A 24977-nucleotide genomic window follows, 5' to 3' on the forward strand; every position below is an offset into this window, starting at 1 on the left:
CGCCGGTCATACCCTCGATGACGCGGACAAAACCACAGCCCTGACGTCAGGCCCGCTCGGCGCGGTCCGCTATCAGATACCATCTAGTTCAGTAACTTAAACATTAACTTAATGAACTTGACTGGTTTGCGCCAGACGAAGCGGTGAATCGGCGCGCGCTTGGCCCGCCACGTGACCGTGTGAGGCCCGTGGCGCGGCGAAAAGCCAACGCCGCTAACGCTTCACGCGCCGCGATCAGGATGCCGCGCTGCTGCCCGCATGGGTGCGGGCCGGCCGGGGCCGGGCCAGGTCGGACAGGAACTCCCGCCGGGCCCGCACGATGTCTTCGATGTTCTGGAACGCCTCCGGCACCGAGTCGGCGAGGGCCAACCCGTTGTCGTGCACGAGGCGCAGCAGGGCCCGGATGGCCGCGCCGGGCACCACGCAGCAGTGCACCCGCGATTTGCGCAGCTCGTCGTTGAGCAGCAGCAGCGCGCGGAAGCCCTCGACGCTGATGAAGCGCAGCCGGCTCAGGTCGAGCACCAACGGAGTCTTGAGCCGGCCGAAGCGGCGGATGGTCGCGGTGAGGTCCCGCGCATTCGACGCGTCGACCTCGCCGTCCACCCGCAACACCGTGCCGAGGCTGCGCGCGTAGACGAACAGGTGGGCCCGGGCGAAGTCGGCCATGTACCGGCAGTCCGCCGGGTCGAATCGGTCCGCGGACCGTGCGGGATGAAGAACAGCCATGAAAGCGCCTATCGATTGGTGATGAGAAAGGGAGTGAACAGTGTCCGAACACCGCTCCCGTTAGACACGTAGCTGTGAACTCAACCTGAGCAGCAGCCTACCGCGGTTGCCGGCTCCCGACGCCGCCCGTGGTGGCCCGGCCGCCCGGCGGGCGGGGAAGTGTTCGTTTGCCGGCCAGTGCGAACAGCGCTTCTTCGCTAAACGGCCAGCGCCGACCAGGAGTTTGCCGGTCCGCCCGCGGGGTATACCCGTGTTCAGTGACGTGCGCGTTCGATCCCCTGAGGAACACGAGGGGTGGTGCGGCCCAATGGAAAAGCTCGGCCGGCGGTGCGGGCGGTTGGCGGGCGCGTCGGCCCTCGCGGTGATACTGCTCTGGGCGGCGCCCGGCCACGCGACCGCCGACCCGGCCGTCACCGCGTCCCCCGGCATGGAAATCCATCAGGGCCACGCCGTCTGCATGGTGGGACTGGTGGAGCCGCGACTGCGGGTTGCCATCACCAGCGGGCAGTGCGACGGCGGGCAGTCGGCGGTGACCGACCGTGACCACCACCCGATCGGCGAGGTGGTGCTCGGCCGTCGCCAGCTCGACACCGACTCCGCCGACGCCTCGACGCTGCCGGTGGAATACGAAGTCATCGCTCTGGCAAGGGATGTGACGGCCTCGGACCTGCTGCCGACGGGCCGCCGGCTGCTGGCCGCGCCCGGGCTGCGCGCCGTGCCGGGGCTGCCGGTGTGTCAGCTGCGCCGATCGACCGGCCAGCACTGTGGTTCCGTCGGCACGGTCACCGGCGGTCGTTTCGCCATCGCCGACATGGTGGTGGACGGTCGCGACGTCGGCGGTCCGGTCTACGCCCTGACCGACGACGGCAACGCCGTCATCGTGGGCCTGTTCGAGGGCATGGTCCGGTCGTCACCCCAGTTCGAGTCATGGCAGGCGGTCATGGCTCAGGTCTACGTCGACGGCCGCTCGCCCGGGGCCCAGCAACAGCTGCCCGCTCTACGCATGATCAATTGGCGCACCGGTTCGTTTGCGGCAGCGTAAGTTTCGTGCCTGCGGTCGGCCGAAGGTCGTGCGCGCGGGCGGGTTTCCGTCGACCCAGAACGGGAATCCGCGGCCGGTGAACGTTTTCGAGCTGGCGACGGCGCCGTTTGGCTGGGGCTCCGCGATCCGCGGCAAGCGGTTCTTCCATCCCGACGGGGTGCTTGCCGGAGGCGTCGTCGAACGCGTCGGCCCGGCGGGCCGGGGCCTGCCGATCCCGCCGTCGCGGATCGTCGCCCGGCTGTCCAAGGCCACCGGCACACCGGGCGCGCTGCCGGACTTCATCGGCCTGGCCCTGCGGGTGAACGCACCGCAGCCGGCGGGCACGCCGTGGGACATCCTGCTGGTCTCCGCCGGGTCGGGCGTGCTGTCGCGCGCGGTGGCGCTGCGACCGGCCACCTCGTGGAACGCCCAGACGCTGACCACCCTGATGCCGTTGCGCTATCAGGACGCCAACTGGTGGCTGCGGGCCCGCACCGCGAGCGACATCGGCGGCGCCGGCCTGGCGCTGGACGACGTCCGCCGCCGTCTGGAACGCGGCGGCATCGAGGTGTCGCTCGACCAAGCCTGCGGCAGAGGTGATTTCACGCCTTTGGCCCGCGTCAGCCTGACCGCAGTGATCGACGACGACGTGTCGTTCGATCCCGTCGTCAACACGGCGCCGGGCGTGTCCCTGCATCCGCGGTGGCTGGCCGATCTGCGCGCCCGCGCCTACCGGCACAGCCGCGACGGCCGAGATGCCGACCAGTAGCCGAACATGGTGAGGAGGTAGTGTTGTGGTCCCGGTCGTTCGTCCAAGCCGTCAGCCGCCGCGGCCCAACAGGTGACGCAGGGCCCGCTCGATGTCGGGGTGGCGAAACCGGTGCCCGGCCGCGGCGAGCTTGGCCGGGGCCACCCGCTGACTCGCGCCCGCGAGTTCGCGGGCGCCCTGACCGCCCAGCAACAGCCGCGGCCCCAGCGACGGCACCGGCAGCACCGCGGGCCGGTGCAACACCGCGGCCAGCGCGGTCGTGTACTCCCTGTTTCGGACCGGTTGCGGCGCAACGGCATTGACCGGACCGTTGAGTCTGCTGTCCCACAACGCCCGGTGGTAGACGTCGATCAGATCGTCGATGCCGATCCAGGACAGCCATTGCCGCCCGTCGCCCAGTCGGCCGCCGAGACCGGCGCTGAACAACGGGCGCATCAGCTTCAGCGTGCCGCCGCGCGGTGACTGCACGATGCCGGTGCGCACCTGCACCACCCGCACGCCCGCATCCAGCGCCGGCGTGGTCGCCTGTTCCCAGTCGGCCACCACATCGGCCAGGAACCCGTCGCCGCGGTCGCTGTCCTCGGTGAGCGTTTCGTCGCCCCGGTCGTACCCGTAGTAGCCGATCGCCGACGCCGAGATCAGCGCGGCGGGCCGGGGCCGGCCGCGGCCCAGCAGTTCGGCCAGCCGCCGGGTGGGCCCGATCCTGCTGTCCCGGACGGCTTCTCGATGCCGGTCGGTGAACCGCCCGGCGATCGAGGCGCCGGCCAGGTGGATCACCGCGTCGACACCGTCGCACAGCCCCGGGTCGGGATCCTCGGGGTCCCACCGCCGCTCGTCGTCCCCGCGCGCGGCGCGCCGCACCAGCCGGATGACCCGGTGCCCGCCGGTCCGCAGGAACGCGGTCAACGCCGAACCGACCAGACCCGACGATCCGGTGACCGCGACCGTCAGTGGCCGCAACCCGTGCTGGGCGGCCAGCCGGTGGGCGGCCAGGTCGCCGGCGAGTTGGCGGTGCCGGTAGTCGAACATGGGTCGCAGCAGCGACGCGGGCACCGGCGTCTCGACCCGGTCGATCACCCGGGTGCGGTCGCCGCCGACGTCCTCGAATTCGTGAATGTGCCGCCAGCGCACCGCGATTCGCGCCGGAAGCGCGGCCAGGCCGTCGCCGCCGATGCTGTCCATGAAACGTCGCGGCGGGTCGTAGCCGTCCGGCTGGTGCACCGCCACCCAACGCAGACCGCTGGGCAGCGCCAGGGTGGCGCGCCCGTCCTTGAGCGAGGCGGCCTCGGTGAGCAGCCGTATCGGCGACCACGGCGGCGAGAGCCGCTCGAACGCGCCCGGCCTGGCGTGCCAGTCGAAGACCTCGGTGATGGCGGCGTCCACGACGCTTGCGTAGTGCAGCCCCATCCCTCGACGGTAGGGACGGGCTACCGGTCGGGCAAGGCGTGTTCGACGATGGGCAGCCGGGCCTGCGGCTGCCGTTCCGCCCGCTTGGCGGACAGGTACACCTGCGCGGTCTTGTCGGCCACCGTGTGCCAGTCGAAGTCCGAGGTGAGCCGTTCCCGGGCGGCGCAGGCGCGCCGCTGCGCGGCCTCCGGATCGTCGAGCACGGTGCGGATCGCCGCGGCCAGCGCGGGCACGTCGCGGGGCGGGCACGAGACGCCGGTCTGGCCGTCGATCACCGCCTCGCCCAGGCCGCCGATGTTCGACGTGACCAGGGGAGTGCCGGCCGTGGCCGCCTCGAGCGCCACGATGCCGAACGGCTCGTAGTGGCTGGGCAGCACCGCGGCGTCGGCGCGGTGCAGCATCGCCAGCAGCTCGGAGTGTTCGAGGTGGCCGACGAATCGGATTGCCTTGAGCACCCGGTGTTTTCGCGCCTGTTCGACCAGCCAGCCCTGCTGCGTGCCCTCGCCGGCGATGGTCAGCGTGGTGCCCGGGTGGGTGCGCCGGATGCGCGGCAGCGCGGCGATGACATCGTGCACGCCCTTCTCGTACTCGAGCCGTCCCAGATACAGCAGCTCGGCCGGCCCGGTGCGCGGCCGGCGCGGCGCGAACGGCCAGCGGGCGGTCTCGATACCGTTGCGGATCACCGTGATCTCGGCCAGCCCGGGGCCGAACAGTTCGGTGATCTCGTCGGCCATCGACGCCGAACAGGTGATCAGCGAATCGGATTCGCGCACCAGCCACGACTCGATCGCGTGCACCTGACGGCTGATCGGCCCGCTGACCCAACCCGAATGCCGACCCGCTTCGGTGGCGTGGATGGTGGAAACCATTGGCACGTCGTAGAATTGGGCGAGCGCGATCGCGGGATGGGCCACCAGCCAGTCGTGCGCGTGCACGACGTCGGGACGCCAGGGGCGGTTGCCGCCCGGCTTCTTGTCGTGCAGTTTGGGGGGCAGCCCGGCACGGATCATGGCGTGGCCCATCGCCAACGTCCAGGCCATCATGTCGGTGCCGAAGGTGAATTCGTGCGGGTCCTGCGCGGCCGCGATCACCCGGACGCCCTCGCTGATCTGGTCGGTCGACGGGTGGGTGCGCGGGTCGGTCCCGGTGGGGCGGCGGGACAGCACGACGACGTCGTGGCCGGCCGCGGCCAGCGCGGTGGACAGGTGATGCACGTGCCGGCCCAGCCCGCCGATGACCACCGGCGGGTACTCCCACGACACCATCAGGATCTTCATGCGACGGCCCGCCTCCTCATCGCGGCAGCCTGCGCGCATCCAGCGCCCCGAACAGCCCGTCGGCGCGGTTCCACCCGTCGGCCAGCCGCTGCGCGGTGTCGCGCCGGCCGGACGCCAGCGCGCCCGCGATCTCCCGGGTGGCGTGGGCGTGCAGGTGGGCGCGGTAGCGGGCGTAATCGGCGGCCGAGTCCTTGCTCACCATGAACGGCCAGTCGCTGGAGACGGTGAGCAGGGTCTCGCGCAGGATCTGGTCCGCCACGTGGTCGCGGGGGACCGGCCCGTCCAGCGCGGCGGGCTGCGACCCGGCTTGCGAGAGGGCCTTGTCGACGGTGCTCAGCGCGGTGTCGACCACCTCGGAGTTGAGCTGGACCAGGTCGGCGACCTGGTCCCCGGCCCACACCTGCCAGTCCTTGCCCGACCCCCAGGAGCTGGGCGGCAGGTCCACCGGGTCGCCTACGAAGCCGCCGGCGATCGCGTCGTGCAGGGTGCCCACCCGGACCCCGGCCTCGGGCAGGGCGCGCAGCACCCGCGCCAACCACGTCGGGCCCTCGTACCACCAGTGCCCGAACAGCTCGGTGTCGAACGCGGCCACCACGTGCGCCGGACGCCCGATCCGCTCCGACTCGCTGGTCAGGCGGTTGCGCACCACGTCGACGAAGTCGGCGACGTGCAGGTCGACCGCGTGGTCGGCGCGGTCCGGATCGTAGGGCGCCTTGCCCTCCGAGGGCACGTTGCGGCCCGTCACCCGGGCCGGCTTGAGACCGGTGAGGTGGTCGTAGGTGTGGAAGTCGCGATACGCCGGGTGGCCCGGATAGCCGGACTTAGGTGACCACACCCGGTAGCTGACCTGCAGGTCGCGCCCGAACGCCACCACGTCGGTGTCGCCGACGGGCCGGCCCAGCGCGGTGTCGCCGTGCAGCGACGGGCCGTCGACCATGAAATGGGTGACGCCGGCCGCGGCGTAGTCGTGCTCGAGGCCGGGCGCGTAGGCGCATTCGGGCGCCCAGATCCCGCCGGGGCCCCGGCCTTTTCGCGCCCCGAGCCGCAACGCTGCGTCGGCCAGCCCCTCGCGCAGCGCGAACTCACGCAGCCGCGGTGCCAGCAGCGGCTGGAACGGGTGGGCCAGCGGGCCGCCCAGCAACTCGACCGTGCCGGCGTCCAGCAGCCGGCGCAGCAGCGGGCTGCCGCCGTGCCGCCACCGCGTGGCGAAATCGTCCAGGGCTCGTTCCGCCTCGGCCGATTCGCGAATACCCAAGGCGCGCAACGCTTCCGGTGTGCACGCCTGGTATCCGGCCGACTTGGACCGCGGCGCCGAGCGCACACTGGCAGCCTCCATCGCGCGCAGCCGCCAGTTGGCCAGCCAATGATGCATGCCGTCAAGGCAATACGGGTCGTCGAGCTGCGCGTTGACCACCGGTGTGACGCCGAGCGTGAGCAGTCCCCGGCGGTCTTCGCCGGCCAGCGTGTCCAGCACCCTCAGCAGCGGCAGGTAGGCCGCCGCCCAGGATTGATACAGCCATTCCTCGCCGACCGGCCAGCGGCCGTGGTGGGCCAGCCACGGCAGGTGGGTGTGCAAAACCAGGGTGAACAGGCCGGGAACCCGGTCGTGCGAGGAATTCACGGTGCTACCGCGATCGCGATCAGGTCCAGGCTGTCGTCGATGTGGTGGCCGGAGGCGGCGTCGGCGCCGCTGGGCACCAGCTCGAAGTCGTCGACGGTGACCGCGGCGACGTCGGCCGCCAGCTGCGGCGGCCACGGGTCGTCGGCGACCGCGCGGGCGATCTGGGCGTCGATGATCGAGCCGCCGTGCCGGGCGTCCATCTCGCGCAGCCGCGGGCCGTGGAACAGGCCGCTGATCGACACGTCGCGGAATCCGCCGCCGACAAGCAGTTCGGTGAGCTCGACGGCGTTGAGTTCGCGGGTGTGGAACGGGTTGATCGGGGTGTCGCGGCCCGGCGAGAAGGTGATCCGGTTGGGCGTGGACATCAAGAGCAGCCCGGACGGGCGCAGCACCCGCGCGCACTCGACGACGAATTGTGTTTGGTCCCACAGATGCTCGATCACCTGGAAGTTGACCACAACATCGACCGACGAGTCCGGCAAGGGCAGCTGCGCGAGGTTGGCCTGCATGACGTCCACCCGGGGGTAGCGGCCGCGGACGTGGGCCACGGCGGCCTCGTCGTAGTCCACGGCGATCACGCGGCGGGCGACGCCGGCGATCAGGTCCGCGCCGTATCCCTCGCCGCAGCCGGCCTCGAGCACGTCGCGGCCCGCGCAATGCCGGGCGAGCCGCTGGTAGACCACCTCGTGGCGGCGGAACCAGTAGTTTTCGATGTCCAGGCCCGGGATGGTGCGCTCGCCCGTCAGCATCATCACCGCGTCGCCGGCCGGTGCGGTGCCGGCGGGCGGGTGCGGGGGAACGTCGGGAACCAGTGCGCTCATTGCATAGGCAGGCTAACGCGAAGTGTCGGATTCGCGAACCGGGGAAAGTCTGGCCCCGCTGCGCAGCGGCGGACGGGCTGCAGGAACCTGCAGTACTACCAGCTATGGTGTGAAGGCATACCGCACGAAGTTACCGGGTAGTAACACCGCTGTGCGTTGCGAAAAACGCGTACCGAGGTCTGGCAGTCGATCGCTGCGGACCCCTTCGAGGAGGACGAACCACACTCATGACGAACATCGTGGTCCTGATAAAGCAGGTCCCAGACACCTGGTCGGAGCGCAAGCTGACAGACGGCGACTGGACGCTCGACCGCGAGGCCGCCGACGCGGTGCTGGACGAGATCAACGAACGCGCGGTGGAAGAGGCCCTGCAGATCCGCGAGCGCGAGGGCGGCGAGGGCTCGGTCACCGTGCTGACCGCGGGCCCCGAGCGGGCCACCGAGGCGATCCGCAAGGCGCTGTCCATGGGTGCCGACAAGGCCGTCCACCTCAAGGACGACGGCATGCACGGCTCCGACGTGGTGCAGACCGGCTGGGCGCTGGCGCGCGCGCTGGGCACCATCGAGGGCACCGAGCTGGTGATCGCCGGTAACGAGTCCACCGACGGCACCGGCGGGGCGGTGCCCGCCATCATCGCCGAGTACCTGGGCCTGCCGCAGCTCACCCACCTGCGCAAGCTGTCCATCGAGAACGGCAAGGTCACCGGCGAGCGGGAGACCGACGACGGCGTCTTCAACCTGGAGGCCACGCTGCCCGCGGTGGTGAGCGTCACCGAGAAGATCAACGAGCCGCGCTTCCCCTCGTTCAAGGGCATCATGGCCGCCAAGAAGAAAGAGGTCACGGTGCTGACGCTGGCCGAGATCGGGGTCGAGCCCGACGAGGTCGGGCTGGCCAACGCCGGTTCCAGCGTGCTGTCCTCGACGCCGAAGCCGCCGAAGACCGCGGGTGAGAAGGTCACCGACGAGGGCGAGGGCGGCAACCAGATCGCCCAGTACCTGGTCGGCCAGAAGATCATCTAAGACGAGCCCACATCCCACAGACGAGAAGAGCGATAAACCATGGCTGAAGTATTGGTGCTCGTGGAGCACGCCGAGGGTGCACTGAAGAAGGTCACCTCCGAACTGATCACCGCCGCCCGGGCGCTGGGCGAGCCGTCGGCCGTCGTGGTCGGCACGCCGGGAACGGCCGCGCCGCTGGTCGACGGGCTGAAGGAGGCCGGCGCCGCCAAGATCTACGTCGCCGAGTCCGACGACGTCGACAAGTACCTGATCACCCCGGTGGTCGACGTGCTGGCATCGCTGGCCGAGTCGAACGCCCCGGCGGCCGTGCTGCTGGCCGCCAACGCCGACGGCAAGGAGATCGCCGGCCGGCTCGCCGCCCGGATCGGCTCCGGGCTGCTGGTCGACGTAGTCGAGGTCAAGGAGGGCGCCAAGGCCGTGCACTCCATCTTCGGTGGCGCGTTCACCGTCGAGGCACAGGCCAACGGCGACACCCCGGTGATCACGCTGCGCGCCGGTGCCGTCGACGCCGAGCCGGCCGCCGGCGCGGGCGAGCAGGTCACCGTCGAGGTCCCGGCCGCCGCCGAGAACGCCACCAAGATCACCGCCCGCGAGCCCGCGGTCGCCGGTGACCGCCCCGAGTTGACCGAGGCCAGCATCGTGGTCTCCGGTGGCCGCGGCGTGGGCAGCGCGGAGAACTTCAAGGTGGTCGAGGAGCTGGCCGACGCGCTCGGCGCGGCCGTCGGCGCCTCGCGTGCCGCCGTCGACTCCGGCTACTACCCGGGCCAGTTCCAGGTGGGCCAGACCGGTAAGACGGTGTCGCCGCAGCTCTACATCGCGCTGGGCATCTCCGGCGCGATCCAGCACCGCGCGGGCATGCAGACGTCCAAGACCATCGTCGCGGTCAACAAGGACGAAGAGGCGCCGATCTTCGAGATCGCCGACTACGGCGTGGTGGGCGACCTGTTCAAGGTCGCCCCGCAGCTGACCGAGGCGATCAAGGCCCGCAAGGGCTGATAGCCGCGCGAGCAGACGCAAAAGCCCCCGACGCCCCGGCGTGTCGGGGGCTTTTGCATCTGCTGGGCCCGAGGTAACGGCGGTCACGCTTTTCGCCACAGTTCGTCATCTGACGTGCACCGACACGTCATAGCGTCGACGCCGACTCGCTCATCGGCTGCGCCACGTTGGGTGCCATGAGCATTGCTTCGGTCCTCATACCCAGCGACCACCCCAGCGGTCCGGCGACCGGGTCGTCCGCCGCGCCGCGCTACTCCCTGCTGCTGTCGGCCGACCCCGCCATGATCGAGGCGGCGCAGCGGCTCCGCTACGAGGTGTTCACTAGCACGCCGGGCTTCGCCCTGCCGTCGGCCGACGGGTCCGGCCGCGACGTCGACCGGTTCGACGAATTCTGCGACCACCTGCTGGTCCGCGACGACGACACCGGCGAGCTGGTGGGCTGCTACCGGATGCTGGCGCCCGCGGGCGCCATCGCGGCCGGCGGCCTCTACACCGCCACCGAGTTCGACATCCGCGCCTTCGACCCGCTGCGGCCGTCGCTGGTGGAGATGGGCCGCGCCGTGGTGCGCGACGGGCACCGCAACGGCGGCGTGGTGCTGCTGATGTGGGCGGGCATCCTGGCCTACCTGGACCGCTACGGCTACGACTACGTGACCGGATGCGTGTCGGTGCCCATCGGGGACGCCGATGATGCGCCCCCGGGCAGCCGGCTGCGGGGCGTGCGTGACTTCGTCGTCAGCCGGCACGGCGCGCCGGCGCGGTACCGGGTGCGACCGCACCGGCCGGTGGTCGTCGACGGCACCGCCCTGGACGACATCCAGCCGCCCGCGCGGCCGTCGGTTCCGGCGCTGATGCGCGGCTACCTGCGGTTGGGCGCCCAGGTGTGCGGCGAGCCCGCGCACGACCCCGACTTCGGGGTCGGCGACTTCTGCGTGCTGCTGGGCAAACAGGATGCCGACACCCGGTACCTGAAGCGACTGAGATCGGTGTCGGCGGCCGCGGAACTGGCGGGCGGCCGGTGATGCAGGCCCCCGCGGGCGGCGGGCACTCCTGGCTGCCGCGCGCCTCGTGTGACGCCCGCTGCGTGGCCGCCGGCCGGCCGGCGGCCGAGCGGCGGCTGCGGGTGGTGGTGCGGGTGACGCTGCGGCTGCTGCTGGCGGTGCTGCTGGCACCGGGCTGGCCGCTGCTGGCGGTGCCGCTGCCGGGGCGCACCCGCGTGCAGCGCATCTACTGCCGGCTGGTGCTGCGCTGCTTCGGTGTCCGGATCACGGTGTCGGGCAACCCGATTCGCAATCTGCGCGGGGTGCTGGTGGTGAGCCCGCACACGTCATGGCTGGACGTCTTCGCCATCGGCGCGGTGCTGCCCGGGTCGTTCGTCGCGCGCGCCGACATGTTCAGCGGACCGGCGACCGGGGTGGTGGCCCGGATTCTGGAGATCATCCCGATCGAGCGGTCCAGCTTGCGGCGGCTGCCCGGCGTGGTGGACGCCGTCGCCCACCGGCTACGGGCCGGCCAGACGGTGGTGGCCTTCCCGGAGGGCACCACCTGGTGCGGTCGCGACGGCGACGATGCCGGGGGAGGCGGCGGACCGTCGCACACGTCCGGCGACGATGCCGGCCGGGGAGCGGCCGGAGGAGGAGGCGGACCATCGCACAGGGGCCGCGGCGCCTTCTATCCGGCCATGTTCCAGGCGGCGATCGACGCCGGGCGGCCGGTGCAGCCGCTGCGGCTGACCTACCAGCACGTGGACGGCAGCACCTCGACCGCGCCCGCCTTCGTCGGCGACGAGACGCTGCTGGGCTCGATCCGCCGGCTGCTCACCGTGCGACGCACGCTGGCGCGGGTGCAGGTCGAGTCGCTGCAGCTGCCCGGGACCGACCGGCGCGCCCTGGCCGGGCGCTGCCAGTCCGCGGTGGGCGTGGCGGCGGCCCGGCGCGCTGGTCACGTGCGCGTGCTGGTGGCCTGAGCCCGCCGGCCGGCCGGTATCGTGGGTCGGGTCATGGTCTACCTGGATCACGCCGCCACCACCCCGATGCACCCCGCCGCCGTCGAGGCGATGACGGCTGTGCTCGGCACGGTCGGCAACGCCTCCTCGCTGCACACCAGCGGCCGGGCGGCGCGGCGGCGCATCGAGGAGTCCCGCGAGCTGTTCGCCGACAAGCTGGGCGCGCGCCCCTCGGAGGTGATCTTCACCGCGGGCGGCACCGAGAGCGACAACCTGGCGGTCAAGGGCATCTACTGGGCCCGCCGCGACGCCGAGCCGCGGCAGCGGCGCATCGTGACCAGCGAGGTGGAACACCACGCCGTGCTGGACTCGGTGAACTGGCTCGTCGAACACGAAGGCGCCGAGGTGACCTGGCTGCCGACCGCCGCCGACGGCTCGGTGAGCCCCCCCGCGCTGCGCGAGGTGCTCACCCGTCACGACGACGTCGCCCTGGTCTCGGTGATGTGGGCCAACAACGAGGTCGGCACCGTGCAGCCGGTCGCGGAATTGGCTGCTGTCGCAGCGGAATTCGGTGTCCCGATGCACAGCGATGCGGTCCAGGCGGTGGGCCAGCTGCCGGTCGACTTCACCGCCAGCGGGTTGTCGGCGATGAGCGTGACCGCGCACAAGTTCGGCGGCCCGCCGGCCGTGGGCGCGCTGCTGCTGCGCCGCGACGTCGCGTGCGTGCCGCTGGCGCACGGCGGCGGGCAGGAACGCGACATCCGTTCGGGCACAGCCGATGTCGCCGGGGCGGTCGGAATGGCGGCGGCGGCCCGGATCTCGGTCGACGGGCTGGAAACCAACAGCGCCCGGCTGCGCGCGTTGCGGGACCGGCTGGTCGACGGGGTGCTGGCCGGCATCGAGGACGTCACCCTCAACGGCGCCCGCGATCCGTTGCGCCTTCCCGGCAACGCGCACTTCACCTTCCGCGGCTGCGAGGGCGATGCGCTGTTGATGTTGTTGGACGCCAACGGGATCGAGTGTTCAACCGGTTCGGCGTGCACCGCCGGTGTGGCGCAGCCGTCGCACGTGCTGGTGGCGATGGGCGTGGACCCGGCCAGCGCCCGCGGCTCGTTGCGACTGTCGTTGGGGCACACCAGCATCGACGCGGACGTCGACGCCGTGCTGCGGGTGTTGCCCGGGGCGGTGGAACGCGCTCGCCGGGCCGCGCTGGCCGCAGCGGGGGCTTCGTAAGTGAGAGTGCTTGCCGCCATGAGCGGTGGCGTCGACTCGTCGGTCGCCGCCGCCCGGATGGTCGACGCCGGACACGACGTGGTGGGAGTGCACCTGGCGCTGTCCACCGCTCCCGGCACGCTGCGCACCGGTTCGCGGGGGTGCTGCTCGAAGGAGGACGCCTCCGACGCGCGCCGGGTCGCCGATGTGCTCGGAATCCCGTTCTACGTCTGGGATTTCGCGGAGAAGTTCCAAGCGGACGTGATCGACGCGTTCGTGTCGGCCTACGCCCGCGGCGAAACACCCAACCCCTGCGTGACGTGCAACCAGAAGATCAAGTTCTCGGCGCTGTCGGCCAAAGCCGTTGCGCTCGGGTTCGACGCGGTGGCCACCGGGCACTATGCCCGGCTGTCCGGCGGGCGGCTGCGCCGCGCCGTCGACAAGGACAAGGACCAGTCCTACGTGCTGGCCGTGCTCAGCGCCGAGCAGTTGCGGCACGCGGCGTTCCCCATCGGTGACACCCCCAAGCCGCAGATCCGCGAAGAGGCCGCGCGGCGGGGGCTGGCCGTCGCCGAAAAGCCGGACAGCCACGACATCTGCTTCATCCCCTCCGGCAACACCCGCGCCTTTTTGGGTGAGCGCATCGGGGTCCGACGCGGCGCCGTCGTCAACGCCGACGGCACGGTGCTCGCCGAGCACGACGGCGTGCACGGCTTCACCATCGGGCAGCGCAAAGGGCTCGGCATCGCCGGGCCGGGCCCCGACGGGCGGCCGCGCTACGTGACGGCGATCGACGCCGACACCGCGACCGTGCGGGTGGGGGAGGCGGCCGACCTCGATGTGCGCGAAATGCTCGGGCGCGCAGTGGTATTCACCTCGGGAACGGCTCCGTCCGGGCCGTTCGAGTGCGCGGTTCAGGTGCGCGCGCACGGTGAAACCGCGGACGCGGTGGCCGAACTGGTCGGCGACGAGCTGGTGGTGCGCCTGCGCGCCCCGCTGCGCGGCGTCGCACCGGGCCAGACCCTGGCGCTCTACCGGCGCGACCCCGACGGCGACGAGGTGCTCGGCAGCGCGACCATCGCCGGCACGTCGCGCTGAGCCGGGCCTAACGCGGCACGTTCGCGGCGATGTTCGTCATCACGATGTCGGACACCGATTGCGCGAAGCCGCAGAAGGTGACTTCCAGCATGGCCACCGACAGGATCCGGTAGTCGCGCCCGCAGCCGCCGGGCCGCAGGTGCAGAGAGCCGGCGTCGGCGTTCCAGTCGCCGACGTAGAGCTGACCGCCCGAGCCGTTCGCGCAGTCCGTGACCGCACCCACCAGGGAGCCGAAGGCGCGCCGCGCGGTGTCGGCGTCGCGATAGGCCGCCGCGCCCTCGGAGATCAACGCCCCGTCGGGCGGGTCCTGGAAGGTGGTCTTGTGAAACGCCTCGAGATCGCGCCCGAACGTTGCCGTCTCGGCGTAGATGAACCGGCACTCCGGCGGCGCGGTCTGCGCCAGCGCCTCGATGTCCACCGGGCTGGTGCCGTCCATCGAGGGAATGATGCTCAGGTGCTCCCCGGCGCCGGTGATCGCCCGCATCCGCGACTGGTCCAGCAGGATGGCGTCGACGTCGACGCCCTGCACCACCCGGTGGTTGGCGCCGGGTCCCGGCACCGCCGCCCCGTCCACCACCCGGCTGCACGCCGCGGCCAGCAGCACCACCGCGCCCAGCAGCGGCAGCCACCGACCATTCGCCTTCTGCGACACCGTTTCGCACCCCTTCGGCTCGAACCTACCCGCGCCGCGCCCGGGCCCCCAGCCCCCTGCCGGCCGCCGGATCGGCCGACGTCGAATACGGTTGCCCGGTGAGTGCTTTCGCCCGCCCCTTCGCAACGGCCAGCGGCGTCGGATCGTGGCCCGGCACGGTCGCGCGGGAGGCCGCCGAGGTCGTCGTCGGGGAATTGGCGGGCGCGCTGGCCCACATCGTCGAGTTGCCCGCCCGCGGGGTGGGCGCCGACATGCTCGGCCGGGCTGGGGCGCTGCTGGTCGACGTGGCCATCGACACCGTGCCGCGCGGCTACCGCCTGGTGGCCCGGCCGGGCGCGGTCACCCGCCGCGCCATCAGCCTGCTCGACGAGGACATGGACGCGCTGGAGGAGGCCTGGGAGGCCGCCGGCCTGCGCAACGACGGCCGGGTGGTCAAGGTGCAGGCCCCGGGGCCCGTCACGCTGGCCGCCGAGATCGAGCTGGCCAACGGGCACCGGGCGATCACCGACCCCGGGGCGCTGCGCGATCTGGCGGCCTCGCTGGGCGAGGGCGTGGCCGCGCACCGCGCGCGGCTGTCCCGCCGCCTCGAGACGCCGGTGGTGGTCCAGTTCGACGAGCCGTCGCTGCCGGCGGCGTTGGGCGGCGGGCTGCCCGGGGTGACCGCGCTCAGTCCGGTGCCGCCTCTCGATGAGGCCCTGGCGCGCGGCCTGCTCGACGGCTGCGTCCACACCGTCGGCGGTGAGGTGCTGTTGCACTGCTGCGGCCCCGATATGCCATGGAACCTGTTGCAGGACAGCGCGTTCAGCGCGGTGTCGGTGGATGCGAGCGCGTTGGGCGCCGCGGATCTCGACGGGATGGCCGCGTTCGTGGAGTCGGGCCGGGCGGTGGCGTTGGGCGTCGTCGCCGTCGGCGTCCCGCCGCGGCGGCCGTCGGCCGAGCAGGTGGCCGGCGCCGTGGTCGCGGTGACCGATCGGCTCGGCTTCACCCGCTCGGCTCTGCGCGACCGGATCGGCGTCACCCCGGCGTGCGGCCTGGCCGGCGCCACGCCCGAGTGGGCGCGCACCGCGATCGGGCTCGCCCGCCGGGCGGCCGAACTGTTCGCCGAGGACCCCGACGCCATCGAATAGGCAACCCGCAAGGTTGCCGGGTTTTGCGTCGGTCGGCTCGGATAGCCTGCCAAGGTGAGCTCGGCAGAGGCTGATTCGGTACCGCCCGAGGTGCGGCGGCAGTGGCAGGAGCTGGCCGAAACGGTCCGCGAACACCAGTTCCGCTACTACATCAAGGACGCGCCGATCATCTCGGACGCCGAGTTCGACGCGCTGTTCAACGAGCTGCTCGCCCTGGAGGAGCGTCACCCCGAGCTGCGGGTGGCCGATTCGCCCACGCAGCTGGTCGGCGGGGCGGGTTTCGCCACCGACTTCGCCGAGGCGGCGCACCTGGAGCGGATGCTGAGCCTCGACGACGTCTTCGACACCGACGAGCTAATCGCCTGGAGCAATCGCGTCGAGAACGAGATCGGCAAGGACCCGCACTACCTGTGCGAGCTCAAGATCGACGGGGTGGCCCTGTCGCTGGTCTACCGCGACGGCCGGCTGGAACGCGCCGCCACCCGGGGCGACGGCCGGGTCGGCGAGGACGTGACGCTCAACGCCCGCACCATCGACGACGTGCCCGAACGCCTCTCGCCCAGCGACGACTTCCCGGTTCCGGCGCTGCTCGAGGTGCGCGGTGAGGTGTTCTTCCTGCTCGCCGACTTCGAGGCGCTCAACGCCAGCCTGGTCGAAGACGGCAAGGCGCCGTTCGCCAATCCGCGCAACAGCGCGGCCGGGTCGCTGCGCCAGAAGAACCCGGCCGTCACCGCGCGGCGCAAGCTGCGGATGATCTGCCACGGCATCGGCCGCACCGAGGGGTTTTCGCCGAAAACCCAGCACGAGGCCTACACCGCGCTGAGTGTGTGGGGGCTGCCGGTGGCCGAACAGACCGCGCGGGTGCGCGGGCTGGCCGCGGTGCAGGAGCGGATCGGCTACTGGGGCGAGCACCGCTACGAACTGCAACACGAGATCGACGGTGTGGTGGTCAAAGTCGACGACGTCGCGTTGCAGCGCCGGCTCGGCGCCACCTCGCGCGCGCCGCGCTGGGCGGTCGCCTACAAGTACCCGCCCCAGGAGGCGCAGACCAAGCTCCTCGACATCCGCGTCAACGTCGGGCGCACCGGGCGCGTCACCCCGTTTGCGTTCATGACCCCGGTCAAGGTGGCCGGGTCGACGGTTGGGCTGGCCACCCTGCACAACGCCGCCGAGGTCAAGCGCAAGGGCGTGCTGATCGGCGACACCGTGATGATCCGCAAGGCCGGCGACGTGATCCCCGAGGTGCTGGGCCCGGTCGTCGACCTGCGCGACGGCACCGAACGCGAATTCGTCATGCCCACAACGTGTCCCGAGTGCGGCACCCCGCTGGCGCCGGCCAAGGAGGGCGACGCCGACATCCGCTGCCCCAACGCCCGGTCCTGCCCGGCGCAGCTGCGAGAGCGGGTGTTTCACGTCGCCGGCCGCGGCGCACTCGACATCGAGGGGCTGGGCTACGAGGCGGCCACCGCGCTGCTCACGGCCGGGGTGATCGCCGACGAGGGCGACTTGTTCGCGCTCACCGAGGACGACCTGCTGCGCACCGAGCTGTTCCGGACCAAGGCCGGCACGTTGTCCGCGAACGGCACACGGCTGCTGCAGAACCTGCAGAAGGCGAAAAAGGTTGCGCTGTGGCGTGTTTTGGTGGCGTTGTCGATCCGGCACGTGGGGCCGACGGCGGCGCGCGCCCTGGCGACCGAGTTCGGCGATCTGGACTCGATCATGTCGGCGTCCACCGAGCGGCTCGCCGCGGTGGAGGGGGTCGGCCCGACGATCGCGGCGGCGCTCACCGAATGGTTCACCGTCGACTGGCACCGCGCGATCGTGGACAAGTGGCGGGCCGCCGGCGTGCGGATGGCCGACGAGCGCGACGCCAGCGTGCCGCGCACGCTGGAGGGGCTGACGGTGGTGGTCACCGGGTCGCTGGCCGGTTTCTCCCGCGACGACGCCAAGGAGGCGATCCTGGCGCGCGGCGGCAAGGCCGCCGGTTCGGTGTCGAAGAAGACCGACTACGTGGTGGCCGGCGATTCGCCGGGCTCCAAGTACGACAAGGCGGTCGAGCTCGGCGTGCCCATCCTGGACGAGGACGGCTTCCGCAAGCTGCTGGCCGAGGGCCCGCCGGAAACCCCGGCGGACTGAGCCGATGAGCGGCAACTACGGTGACTCCACCCGTAGCCTCAAAGCTGTTGATCCTCAAGCTGTTTCGGGCCAGCCGGTGGCGCCGCAGCCGGTGCTGGCCGCCACCTATCACCTGTCCGGCGACGAAACCGCGGGCGTGGACAGCTATGGCCGCAACTCCAATCCCACCTGGCGGCAACTGGAGTCGGCGCTCGCCGAGCTCGAGGGTGCCGTCGGCGCGCTGGTGTTCGGTTCCGGCATGCGGCCATCAGCGCCGTGCTGCGCGCGCTCGCCCCGCCCGGGTCGACCGTGGTGGTGCCGGCCGACGGCTATTACCAGGTGCGCCGCCACGCCGCCGAAGACCTGGCGCCCGCGGGTGTGACGGTCATCGAGGCGTCGAGTGCGCAGATCTATGACGCCGCCGCGACCGCCGACGTGGTGCTGGCCGAGACGCCGACCAATCCGGCGCTGGACGTGGTCGATCTGCACCGGCTGGCCACCGTCTGTCACGGTCGGGGAGCGCGGCTGGTGGTCGACAACACCGCGGCCACGCCGTTGGGTCAGCAGCCGCTGTCGCTGGGCGCCGACGCGGTGGTGGCCAGCGCCACCAAGGCGTTGGCCGGTCACAGCGACCTGCTGGCCGGCTACGTCGCCAGCAGCCGGCCCGAGTTGCTGGCCGCGGTGGAACGCCAACGGCTGCTCGCCGGGGCGATCCTGGGCGGGTTCGAGGCGTGGCTTCTGTTGCGCAGCTTGGGAACCGCCGGACTGCGCTTCGAGCGCCAGTGCCAGAACGCGCGGGCGGTGGCGACGCTGCTGGCCCGCCACCCGGCGGTGCGTGCGGTGCGCTATCCCGGGCTGGCCGAGCACCCGGGGCACGCGGTGGCCAGGGCCCAGATGCGCCGGTTCGGTGGCCTGGTCGCCGTCGAACTGGCCGACGCCGCCGCGGTGCGCGCTCTCCTCGACGGCAGCGAGCTGCTGATCGCCTCCACCAGCTTCGGCGGTTTGCACACCTCGGTGGACCGGCGGGCCCGCTGGGGAGACGCGGTCCCCGACGGGTTCGCGCGCATCTCGTTGGGCATCGAGGACACCGACGACCTGCTCGCCGACATCGAGCGGGCCCTGCTGACCCTGCGCTGACGGACCTTTGCAGCCGTGGCCATCCGGCGAGGTTCGCGGCGCCGAAATTCGTCGGCACCGGCCGAGCGCATCTATGGTGGGCGCTATGACCCAGACGGCCGACCGCTGCGAGCAGGCCTCGCCGTGGTCGCCGCGCGAGGCCGAGATCCTGGCGGTGACCCTGCGGTTGCTGCAGGAACACGGCTATGACCAGTTGACGGTGGACGCGGTGGCCGGCGCCGCCCACGCCAGCAAGGCCACCGTGTACCGGCGCTGGCCCTCCAAGGCCGAACTGGTGCTGGCCGCCTTCATCGAGGGCGTGCGCCAGGTAGCCGTCCCGCCGAACACCGGCACGCTGCGCGGCGACCTGCTGGCCCTGGGGGAGACGGTCTGCGAGCAGGTCGGCCACCACGCCAGCACCATCCGCGCGGTGATGTTCGAGGTGTCGCGGCACCCGGCGCTCAACGACGCGCTGCAGCACCAATTCCTGGACCAGCGCCGGGCTTTGATCGAGCACGTGCTGCATCAGGCCGTCGACCGCGGCGAGATCAGCGCCGACGCCATCTCCGACGAACTCTGGGACCTGCTGCCCGGCTACCTGATCTTCCGGTCGATCGTGCCCACCCGGCCGCCCAGCCGCCGCACCGTGCAGGCGCTGGTCGACGGGTTCCTCATCCCCGGCCTGACCGCGCGCTGACCCGACGCGGCTACGGGGAGAAGGCCCAGCGCGTCGCGCCGTGCGGTTCGGTGAGCGCGACCCCGACCGCGGCGCGCAGCACGAATCGGTACAGGTGCCACGGCGGCGGCCCGGCGCTCTGGGCGCTGTAGGGGGCCACGACGGCGTCGCCGTCGCGCTCGCAGGGCCAGCCGGCGTCGCGGAACAGCGCGGTGACCGCGTCGAGCTCACCGGCGTCGGTGGTGCGGTGCGCGTCGCCCTGCAGGATCAGGTCGACCCCGGGCAGCCGCACCGACAGGGTGCAGGCCGGATTGGCGACCAGGTTGCGGGACTTCAGCGTCGCCGGCCCGCTGGTGAAATAGATGTTGCCGGCATGCTCGATCGAGCCGACGCCGGCCGCGTGCGGACTGCCGTCGGGTCGCACGGTGCCGAGGAACTGCGGCGTCTCGGGGGAGGGCAGGGCCCGCATCGCCTCGAGGACCCGGCTCCATGGCAGCTCCGCGTCGCCGTAGATGTTCAGGTCCGTCGCCGAAATCGGGGTGGGCAGCATCAATACTCCTCGCAGTTGGCCGGGCGGATACAGCTATCGACCCGGGGCGGCACCGGAATTCATCGCCCGCCACTGCCCGCCGCGCCCCTCTTGTACAGTACGGTCCCGTACCGTACTGTGATACCTGTCGATCCCGCTGATGACGTTGGCAGCCGCGCTCGCCCTAGGGCGTGAGCCGTCACCCGAATTCGAAAGGCTAACGGGTGAAAGGCTTTTCGATAGCGTCGCTGGTCAAGCGAGGGTGGATGGTGCTGGTCGTCGTCGTGGTGGTCGGCGTCGCCGGGTTCTGCGTTTACCGGCTGCACGGCATCTTCGGCTCGCACAACAACACGTCGGCCGCCGGCGGCATCTCCGACCAGACCGAGCCGTTCAGCCCCAAGCACATCACCCTCGAGGTGTTCGGCAACCCGGGGGCGGTGGCGACCATCAACTACGTGGACATCAATGTCCAGCCGCGGCAGGTGCTCAACGCGGCCCTGCCATGGTCGTTGACCATGGTGACGACCCAGCCCGGGGCCTTCAGCAACCTGGTGGCGCAGGGCAACAGTGATTCGCTCGGCTGTCGCATCACGGTGGACGGTGACGTCAAGGACGAAAGGATCGTCAACCAGGTGAACGCCTACACCTTCTGTCTGGTGAAGTCCGCATGACCACGGATCAGGCCACCAGATCCGTTGTGGCGCAGACGATTCGTCGTCTCTCGGTACCGATACTGCTGGTGTGGGTGGCGGTGGCCGCCATCTCCAACATCGCCGTGCCGAACCTGGAGGATGTGGCCAAGGCCCACAACGTGTCCCTGAACACCCCGGCCGCGCCGTCGTTTCAGGCGATGCAGCACATCGGCAAGGTGTTCCACGAATACGATTCCGACAGTGCGGCGATGATCGTGTTGGAGGGCGACAAGCCGCTGGGCGACGACGCCCACCGGTTCTACGACGCGTTGGTCGGCAAGCTCGAACGCGACACCAAACACGTCGAGCACGTACAGAACTTCTGGGGCGATCCGCTGACCGCGGCGGGCTCGCAAAGCAAGGACGGCAAGGCCGCCTATGTGCAGGTCTATCTCGCCGGCAACCAGGGCGATGCGTTGGCCAATGAGTCCGTCGACGCCATCCGCAATATCGTGGAGCACACGCCGCCGCCACCGGGGGTCAAGGCGTACGTGACCGGGGCGGCGCCGCTGGTCACCGATCAGTTCGAGGTGGGCAGCAAGGGCATCTTCAAGGTCACCGTGATCACCGTGCTGGTGATCCTGGCCATGCTGCTATGGGTTTACCGTTCCGTCACAGCGGTTTTCGTGTTGGTCACCGTGATCGTCGAAATGGCCGCCGCCCGGGGCATCGTGGCGTTTCTGGGCAGCGTCGGGTTGATCGGGCTGTCGACGTATGCGACGAACCTGCTCACGCTGCTCGTCATCGCCGCCGGCACCGACTACGCGATCTTCTTCGTCGGCCGCTACCACGAGGCACGCCACGAAGGGCAAGATCGCGAAACCGCCTACTACACCATGTATCGCGGAACCACCCATGTCGTGCTGGGGTCGGGGCTGACGGTGGCGGGTGCGGTGTTGTGTCTGCGCTTCACGCGGCTGAATTACTTTCAGAGCCTGGGGATTCCGGCTGCGATAGGAATCGGGGTCGCCCTGGCGGCCGCGCTCAGCCTGACCCCCGCGGTGATCACGGTGGGCAGCCTGTTCGGGCTCTTCGACCCCAAGCGCCAGATGGCGACGCGGGGGTGGCGGCGCATCGGCACCGCGATCGTGCGCTGGCCGGGCCCGATCCTGGTGGTGGCCACCGGGGTTGCCCTCGTCGGCCTGCTCGCCCTGCCCGGCTATCGGACGAACTACGACGCCCGCCCCTACATGCCGGCCAGCGCCCCGGCGAACACCGGCTACACGGCCGCCGAGCGGCACTTCTCGCAGGCCCGGCTCAATCCCGAGCTGTTGATGATCGAGACCGATCACGACATGCGCAATCCGGCCGACATGATCAACTTGGAGCGCGTCGCCAAAGCGATCGCGCACCTTCCCGGCATCGCCCAGGTCCAGTCCATGACCCGGCCCCTGGGTACCCCGATCGAACACACCTCGTTGGCATTCCAGATCAGCGCGGGCAGCATCGGCAGCATCGAAAACCTGCAATACCAGAAGGAGCGCGCCGAGGATCTGCTCAAACAGGCCGACAACCTCAAAGACACGATCGGCATTCTCAACCAGCAGTATGCGCTGCAAAAGCAGCTCGCGGCCTCCACCCACGATGAGACGCAGAGCTTTCACGACACCATCGCCATCATCAACGACCTGCGGGACAAGATCGCGAACTTCGACGATTTCTTCCGGCCGGTGCGCAGCTATTTCTATTGGGAGAAGCACTGTTTCGACATTCCGGCGTGCTTCGCGTTCCGATCCGTCTTCGACGCGCTCGACGGTATCGACGAGCTGAGCGCGCAGTTTGAAAAGCTCACCGCCAGCCTGGACAAGCTGGACGCGGGCCAACAAAAACTGGTGACCCTGTTGCCGCCCCAGATCGCCGATCAGGAGAAGAACCTCGCGCTGACACTGTCCAACTACGCCACCAACCTCGGGATCAACGCCCAGACCCGGGCGAACACCGATACCGCCACCGCACTGGGCCAGGCGTACGACGCCGCGAAGAACGACGATTCGTTCTATTTGCCGCCGGAGGCCTTCACCAACCCCGAATTCAAACGAGGACTGAAACTGTTCCTCTCGCCGGACGGCAAGGCCGCCCGCATGATCATCTCGCACGAGGGCGATCCGGCCACCCCCGAAGGCATTTCGCACATCGAGCCGATTCGCAACGCCGCCAAACAGGCCGTCAAGAACACGCCGTTGGGGGACTCCAACATCTATCTCGCCGGCACCGCCGCAACGTACAAGGACATCGCCGAGGGCGCCAAATACGACCTGCTGATCGCGGGGATCGCCGCGCTGAGCCTCATCCTGCTGATCATGGTGCTCATCACCCGAAGCCTGGTCGCCGCGATCGTCATCGTCGGCACGGTGGCGCTGTCGTTGGGCGCCTCGTTCGGCCTGTCCGTGCTGGTTTGGCAGGACATCCTCGGCATCAAGCTGTACTGGATCTGCCTGGCACTGTCCGTCATCATCCTGCTGGCGGTGGGATCCGACTACAACCTGCTGCTGATCTCCCGGTTCAGGGAGGAGATCCACGCCGGCTTGAACACGGGCATCATCCGGTCCATGGCGGGCAGCGGGGCGGTGGTGACCTCCGCCGGACTGGTGTTCGCCTTCACCATGGCCTCCTTCGTCTCCGCCTCGCTGTTGGTGCTGGGTCAGATCGGGACGACGATCGCGCTGGGGCTGTTGTTCGACACGTTGATCGTGCGGTCGTTCATGACGCCGTCGGTCGCCGCGCTGCTGGGCCGGTGGTTCTGGTGGCCCCAGCGGGTGCGTCCCCGGCCGGCCAGCACGATGCTGCGGCCGTACGGTCCGCGGCCGGCGGTTCGCCAGCTGCTGCTCTGGGAAGACGGCGACCCCGCCGTCGCGCCCGAGACACCGTCAGCAGCAAGGCATTCCCGCGGCTAGTTCTCCGGCGATGCCACACCGCCTTGTCCGGCAAAGGAGTGAAGGAACTTGGGCCTGTTTGGTTATCTGGCGGTGCTCGCCGGCGTGACCGAATTGGTGCTCGCCGTCTTCGTCTTCGCCTTCGTGAAGCGGCTGCTGGGGCGCCAGCCCACGCCGATCGGTGAGGAGATCGGCGGCACCAGAAGGGCTTTGGACAAATTGCGCAAAGGCGAACCGATGTCGCAGGAGGAATTCGATTGCGCGGCGCAGACAATCGCCGATCGCAGTTCCCCGCTGGCCTTTTCGATCCCGGCCGCCGTGTTCACCATCGGATGCTTCATCGTGTTCAGCACCCTCGAACTGCACGGGGTCAGATCGCTGCGCATCTACATCGGGTTGTTCCCGATACTGGGAGCCACCAACCTGACCGTTCAGCTACTGCGGGTCGCTGCCCTGAAAAGGCGTCTGCCGAGGGCCAATGTGGTGGCGGCGAGTAAAACCTAAGTGGGACAACATCATTCGGGCGTGCGCGGGAATCAGCGCAGCATCGTGGCCACGATCCCGGCCAGATAGCCCAGCCGGGCGACCTCCGACGGCCGGAATTCCGGGCCCGGCCGGCCCAGCACCACCGCGGTGTGCGGGTCACCCAGCGGCGCCGCGACCATCGTCATGTCCATATCGCGCCACGCCTTGGGCACCCAGTCCCCGCTGCTGTCCAGCGTCATCGCCCGCTCCAGCGGCAGCCAGGGAGCCGAATCCGCCTTGGTCTCCGGAGCGCCCGAACTGCCGGCCAGGCGGTGCAGCTCGCCGCCGGCGCTGCGCAACACCGTGCACCAGCTGACCCGCAGCACCTTGGGCGCCTCGTCGACCAGCACCTGCAGCCTGGCCGTCTTGTCGTCGGCCGCGGCGACGTGGTCGAGCAGTTCCAGCTCGCGGTGGGCCTCCAGCAGACCGGTGTGCGGACGCACACTGTCCACCCGCACCCCCGACAGTGACTCGGCGGCGGTGATCAACGTGTCGGGCATGGCCCCGGCCGGCAGCTCGATCACCAGGTCGTCGATCGCATAACCCGAGCTGCGGTCCACCACGTCCAGCGAGAGGATGTCGGCTCCCACCGAACCGAGCGCCACTGCCAGCGATCCCAGGCTGCCCGGACGGTCGAGGAGCTCGATGCGCAACAGATAGGACGGCACGGCCAACACTGTTGCACAGCCCGGGGTGTTCTGCCCGCCGGGCGTAACCGGGCGTAACGCCAGCGTGGCGGTGGCCGCCGAACGTCACGCCA

General features: G+C 70.7%; 22 protein-coding genes and 1 pseudogene. 15 read left to right on the forward strand and 8 right to left on the reverse strand.

What is annotated here, in order from left to right:
* Positions 1–234: 234 nt before the first annotated feature.
* Positions 235–666, reverse strand: a complete 432-nt coding sequence (locus tag MAA44156_RS04050; RefSeq protein WP_003874971.1) for an STAS domain-containing protein — start codon at positions 664–666, stop codon at positions 235–237.
* Between the two features lie 367 nt (positions 667–1033).
* On the opposite strand from MAA44156_RS04050, the gene MAA44156_RS04055 reads away from it, so the two are divergent.
* Together MAA44156_RS04055 and MAA44156_RS04060 are read left to right on the forward strand one after the other, a co-directional pair.
* Positions 1034–1768, forward strand: a complete 735-nt coding sequence (locus tag MAA44156_RS04055) for an Rv1815 family serine proteinase (protein WP_009978281.1) — start codon at positions 1034–1036, stop codon at positions 1766–1768.
* A 76-nt stretch (positions 1769–1844) separates the two neighbouring features.
* Complete coding sequence (locus MAA44156_RS04060) at positions 1845–2516, forward strand: hypothetical protein (protein ID WP_029248564.1); 672 nt, start codon at positions 1845–1847, stop codon at positions 2514–2516.
* Between the two features lie 51 nt (positions 2517–2567).
* Here the strand turns inward: MAA44156_RS04060 and MAA44156_RS04065 are convergent, their stop codons facing one another.
* From MAA44156_RS04065 to MAA44156_RS04080, 4 genes are read right to left on the reverse strand one after another with little or no spacing between them, the layout of a single operon-like run.
* Entirely contained in the window at positions 2568–3923 is a 1356-nt protein-coding gene (locus tag MAA44156_RS04065; protein WP_009978279.1) for a TIGR01777 family oxidoreductase, read from the reverse strand.
* 20 nt (positions 3924–3943) lie between these two features.
* Complete coding sequence (locus MAA44156_RS04070) at positions 3944–5200, reverse strand: glycosyltransferase family 4 protein (protein ID WP_009978278.1); 1257 nt, start codon at positions 5198–5200, stop codon at positions 3944–3946.
* A gap of 16 nt (positions 5201–5216) precedes the next feature.
* Complete coding sequence (locus MAA44156_RS04075; protein WP_009978277.1) at positions 5217–6821, reverse strand: 1,4-alpha-glucan branching protein domain-containing protein; 1605 nt, start codon at positions 6819–6821, stop codon at positions 5217–5219.
* Positions 6818–7642, reverse strand: coding sequence for a class I SAM-dependent methyltransferase (locus MAA44156_RS04080; RefSeq protein ID WP_009978276.1), 825 nt, complete (start codon positions 7640–7642; stop codon positions 6818–6820). Before MAA44156_RS04080 ends, MAA44156_RS04075 begins: the two co-directional genes overlap by 4 nt.
* Positions 7643–7869: 227 nt before the next feature.
* On the opposite strand from MAA44156_RS04080, the gene MAA44156_RS04085 reads away from it, so the two are divergent.
* The 6 genes from MAA44156_RS04085 (at position 7870) to mnmA (ending at position 13912) form a co-directional block, all read left to right on the forward strand.
* On the forward strand, positions 7870–8661 hold the full coding sequence (locus MAA44156_RS04085; protein ID WP_003878760.1) for an electron transfer flavoprotein subunit beta/FixA family protein: 792 nt from the start codon (positions 7870–7872) through the stop codon (positions 8659–8661).
* A 39-nt stretch (positions 8662–8700) separates the two neighbouring features.
* Complete coding sequence (locus MAA44156_RS04090; RefSeq protein WP_003874979.1) at positions 8701–9657, forward strand: electron transfer flavoprotein subunit alpha/FixB family protein; 957 nt, start codon at positions 8701–8703, stop codon at positions 9655–9657.
* Between the two features lie 176 nt (positions 9658–9833).
* Entirely contained in the window at positions 9834–10679 is an 846-nt protein-coding gene (locus tag MAA44156_RS04095) for a GNAT family N-acetyltransferase (protein ID WP_023879629.1), read from the forward strand.
* Positions 10679–11623, forward strand: coding sequence for a lysophospholipid acyltransferase family protein (locus tag MAA44156_RS04100; RefSeq protein WP_121035563.1), 945 nt, complete (start codon positions 10679–10681; stop codon positions 11621–11623). The genes MAA44156_RS04095 and MAA44156_RS04100 overlap by 1 nt, the downstream gene beginning before the upstream one ends.
* A gap of 33 nt (positions 11624–11656) precedes the next feature.
* Positions 11657–12835, forward strand: a complete 1179-nt coding sequence (locus tag MAA44156_RS04105) for a cysteine desulfurase family protein (RefSeq protein WP_009978265.1) — start codon at positions 11657–11659, stop codon at positions 12833–12835.
* Positions 12836–13912, forward strand: a complete 1077-nt coding sequence (gene mnmA, locus MAA44156_RS04110; RefSeq protein WP_009978263.1) for a tRNA 2-thiouridine(34) synthase MnmA — start codon at positions 12836–12838, stop codon at positions 13910–13912.
* Between the two features lie 7 nt (positions 13913–13919).
* Here mnmA and MAA44156_RS04115 read toward each other — a convergent pair whose 3' ends face one another.
* Positions 13920–14564, reverse strand: a complete 645-nt coding sequence (locus MAA44156_RS04115) for a sensor domain-containing protein (RefSeq protein WP_003874984.1) — start codon at positions 14562–14564, stop codon at positions 13920–13922.
* Positions 14565–14662: 98 nt separating this feature from the next.
* Here MAA44156_RS04115 and MAA44156_RS04120 point away from each other — a divergent pair, with 98 nt between their 5' ends.
* The 4 genes and pseudogenes from MAA44156_RS04120 to MAA44156_RS04135 all read left to right on the forward strand — a co-directional run bounded on the left by MAA44156_RS04120 (position 14663) and on the right by MAA44156_RS04135 (position 19619).
* Entirely contained in the window at positions 14663–15691 is a 1029-nt protein-coding gene (locus MAA44156_RS04120; RefSeq protein WP_003878753.1) for a uroporphyrinogen decarboxylase/cobalamine-independent methonine synthase family protein, read from the forward strand.
* 54 nt (positions 15692–15745) lie between these two features.
* Positions 15746–17827, forward strand: coding sequence for an NAD-dependent DNA ligase LigA (ligA, locus tag MAA44156_RS04125; RefSeq protein WP_019733778.1), 2082 nt, complete (start codon positions 15746–15748; stop codon positions 17825–17827).
* 4 nt (positions 17828–17831) lie between these two features.
* Positions 17832–18943: pseudogene (locus MAA44156_RS04130) on the forward strand (cystathionine gamma-lyase).
* Positions 18944–19016: 73 nt separating this feature from the next.
* Entirely contained in the window at positions 19017–19619 is a 603-nt protein-coding gene (locus MAA44156_RS04135) for a TetR/AcrR family transcriptional regulator (protein ID WP_003874988.1), read from the forward strand.
* A 10-nt stretch (positions 19620–19629) separates the two neighbouring features.
* Here MAA44156_RS04135 and MAA44156_RS04140 read toward each other — a convergent pair whose 3' ends face one another.
* A complete protein-coding gene (locus MAA44156_RS04140; protein WP_009978260.1) occupies positions 19630–20148 on the reverse strand; it encodes a pyridoxamine 5'-phosphate oxidase family protein in 519 nt (172 codons plus the stop codon).
* Between the two features lie 203 nt (positions 20149–20351).
* On the opposite strand from MAA44156_RS04140, the gene MAA44156_RS04145 reads away from it, so the two are divergent.
* From MAA44156_RS04145 to MAA44156_RS04155, 3 genes are read left to right on the forward strand one after another with little or no spacing between them, the layout of a single operon-like run.
* Positions 20352–20798, forward strand: a complete 447-nt coding sequence (locus MAA44156_RS04145) for an MmpS family transport accessory protein (RefSeq protein ID WP_011725713.1) — start codon at positions 20352–20354, stop codon at positions 20796–20798.
* Positions 20795–23713, forward strand: coding sequence for an MMPL/RND family transporter (locus MAA44156_RS04150; protein WP_023861060.1), 2919 nt, complete (start codon positions 20795–20797; stop codon positions 23711–23713). Before MAA44156_RS04145 ends, MAA44156_RS04150 begins: the two co-directional genes overlap by 4 nt.
* Positions 23714–23761: 48 nt before the next feature.
* Entirely contained in the window at positions 23762–24196 is a 435-nt protein-coding gene (locus MAA44156_RS04155) for a hypothetical protein (RefSeq protein WP_003874993.1), read from the forward strand.
* Positions 24197–24228: 32 nt separating this feature from the next.
* On the opposite strand, the gene MAA44156_RS04160 is transcribed toward MAA44156_RS04155, so the two are convergent.
* Positions 24229–24885 (reverse strand): ACT domain-containing protein, encoded by a 657-nt coding sequence (locus MAA44156_RS04160; protein WP_085978616.1) that lies wholly within the window; start codon positions 24883–24885, stop codon positions 24229–24231.
* Between the last annotated feature and the right edge of the window lie 92 nt (positions 24886–24977).

It is taken from the genome of Mycobacterium avium subsp. avium (genome assembly GCF_009741445.1).
Lineage (GTDB): Bacteria > Actinomycetota > Actinomycetes > Mycobacteriales > Mycobacteriaceae > Mycobacterium > Mycobacterium avium.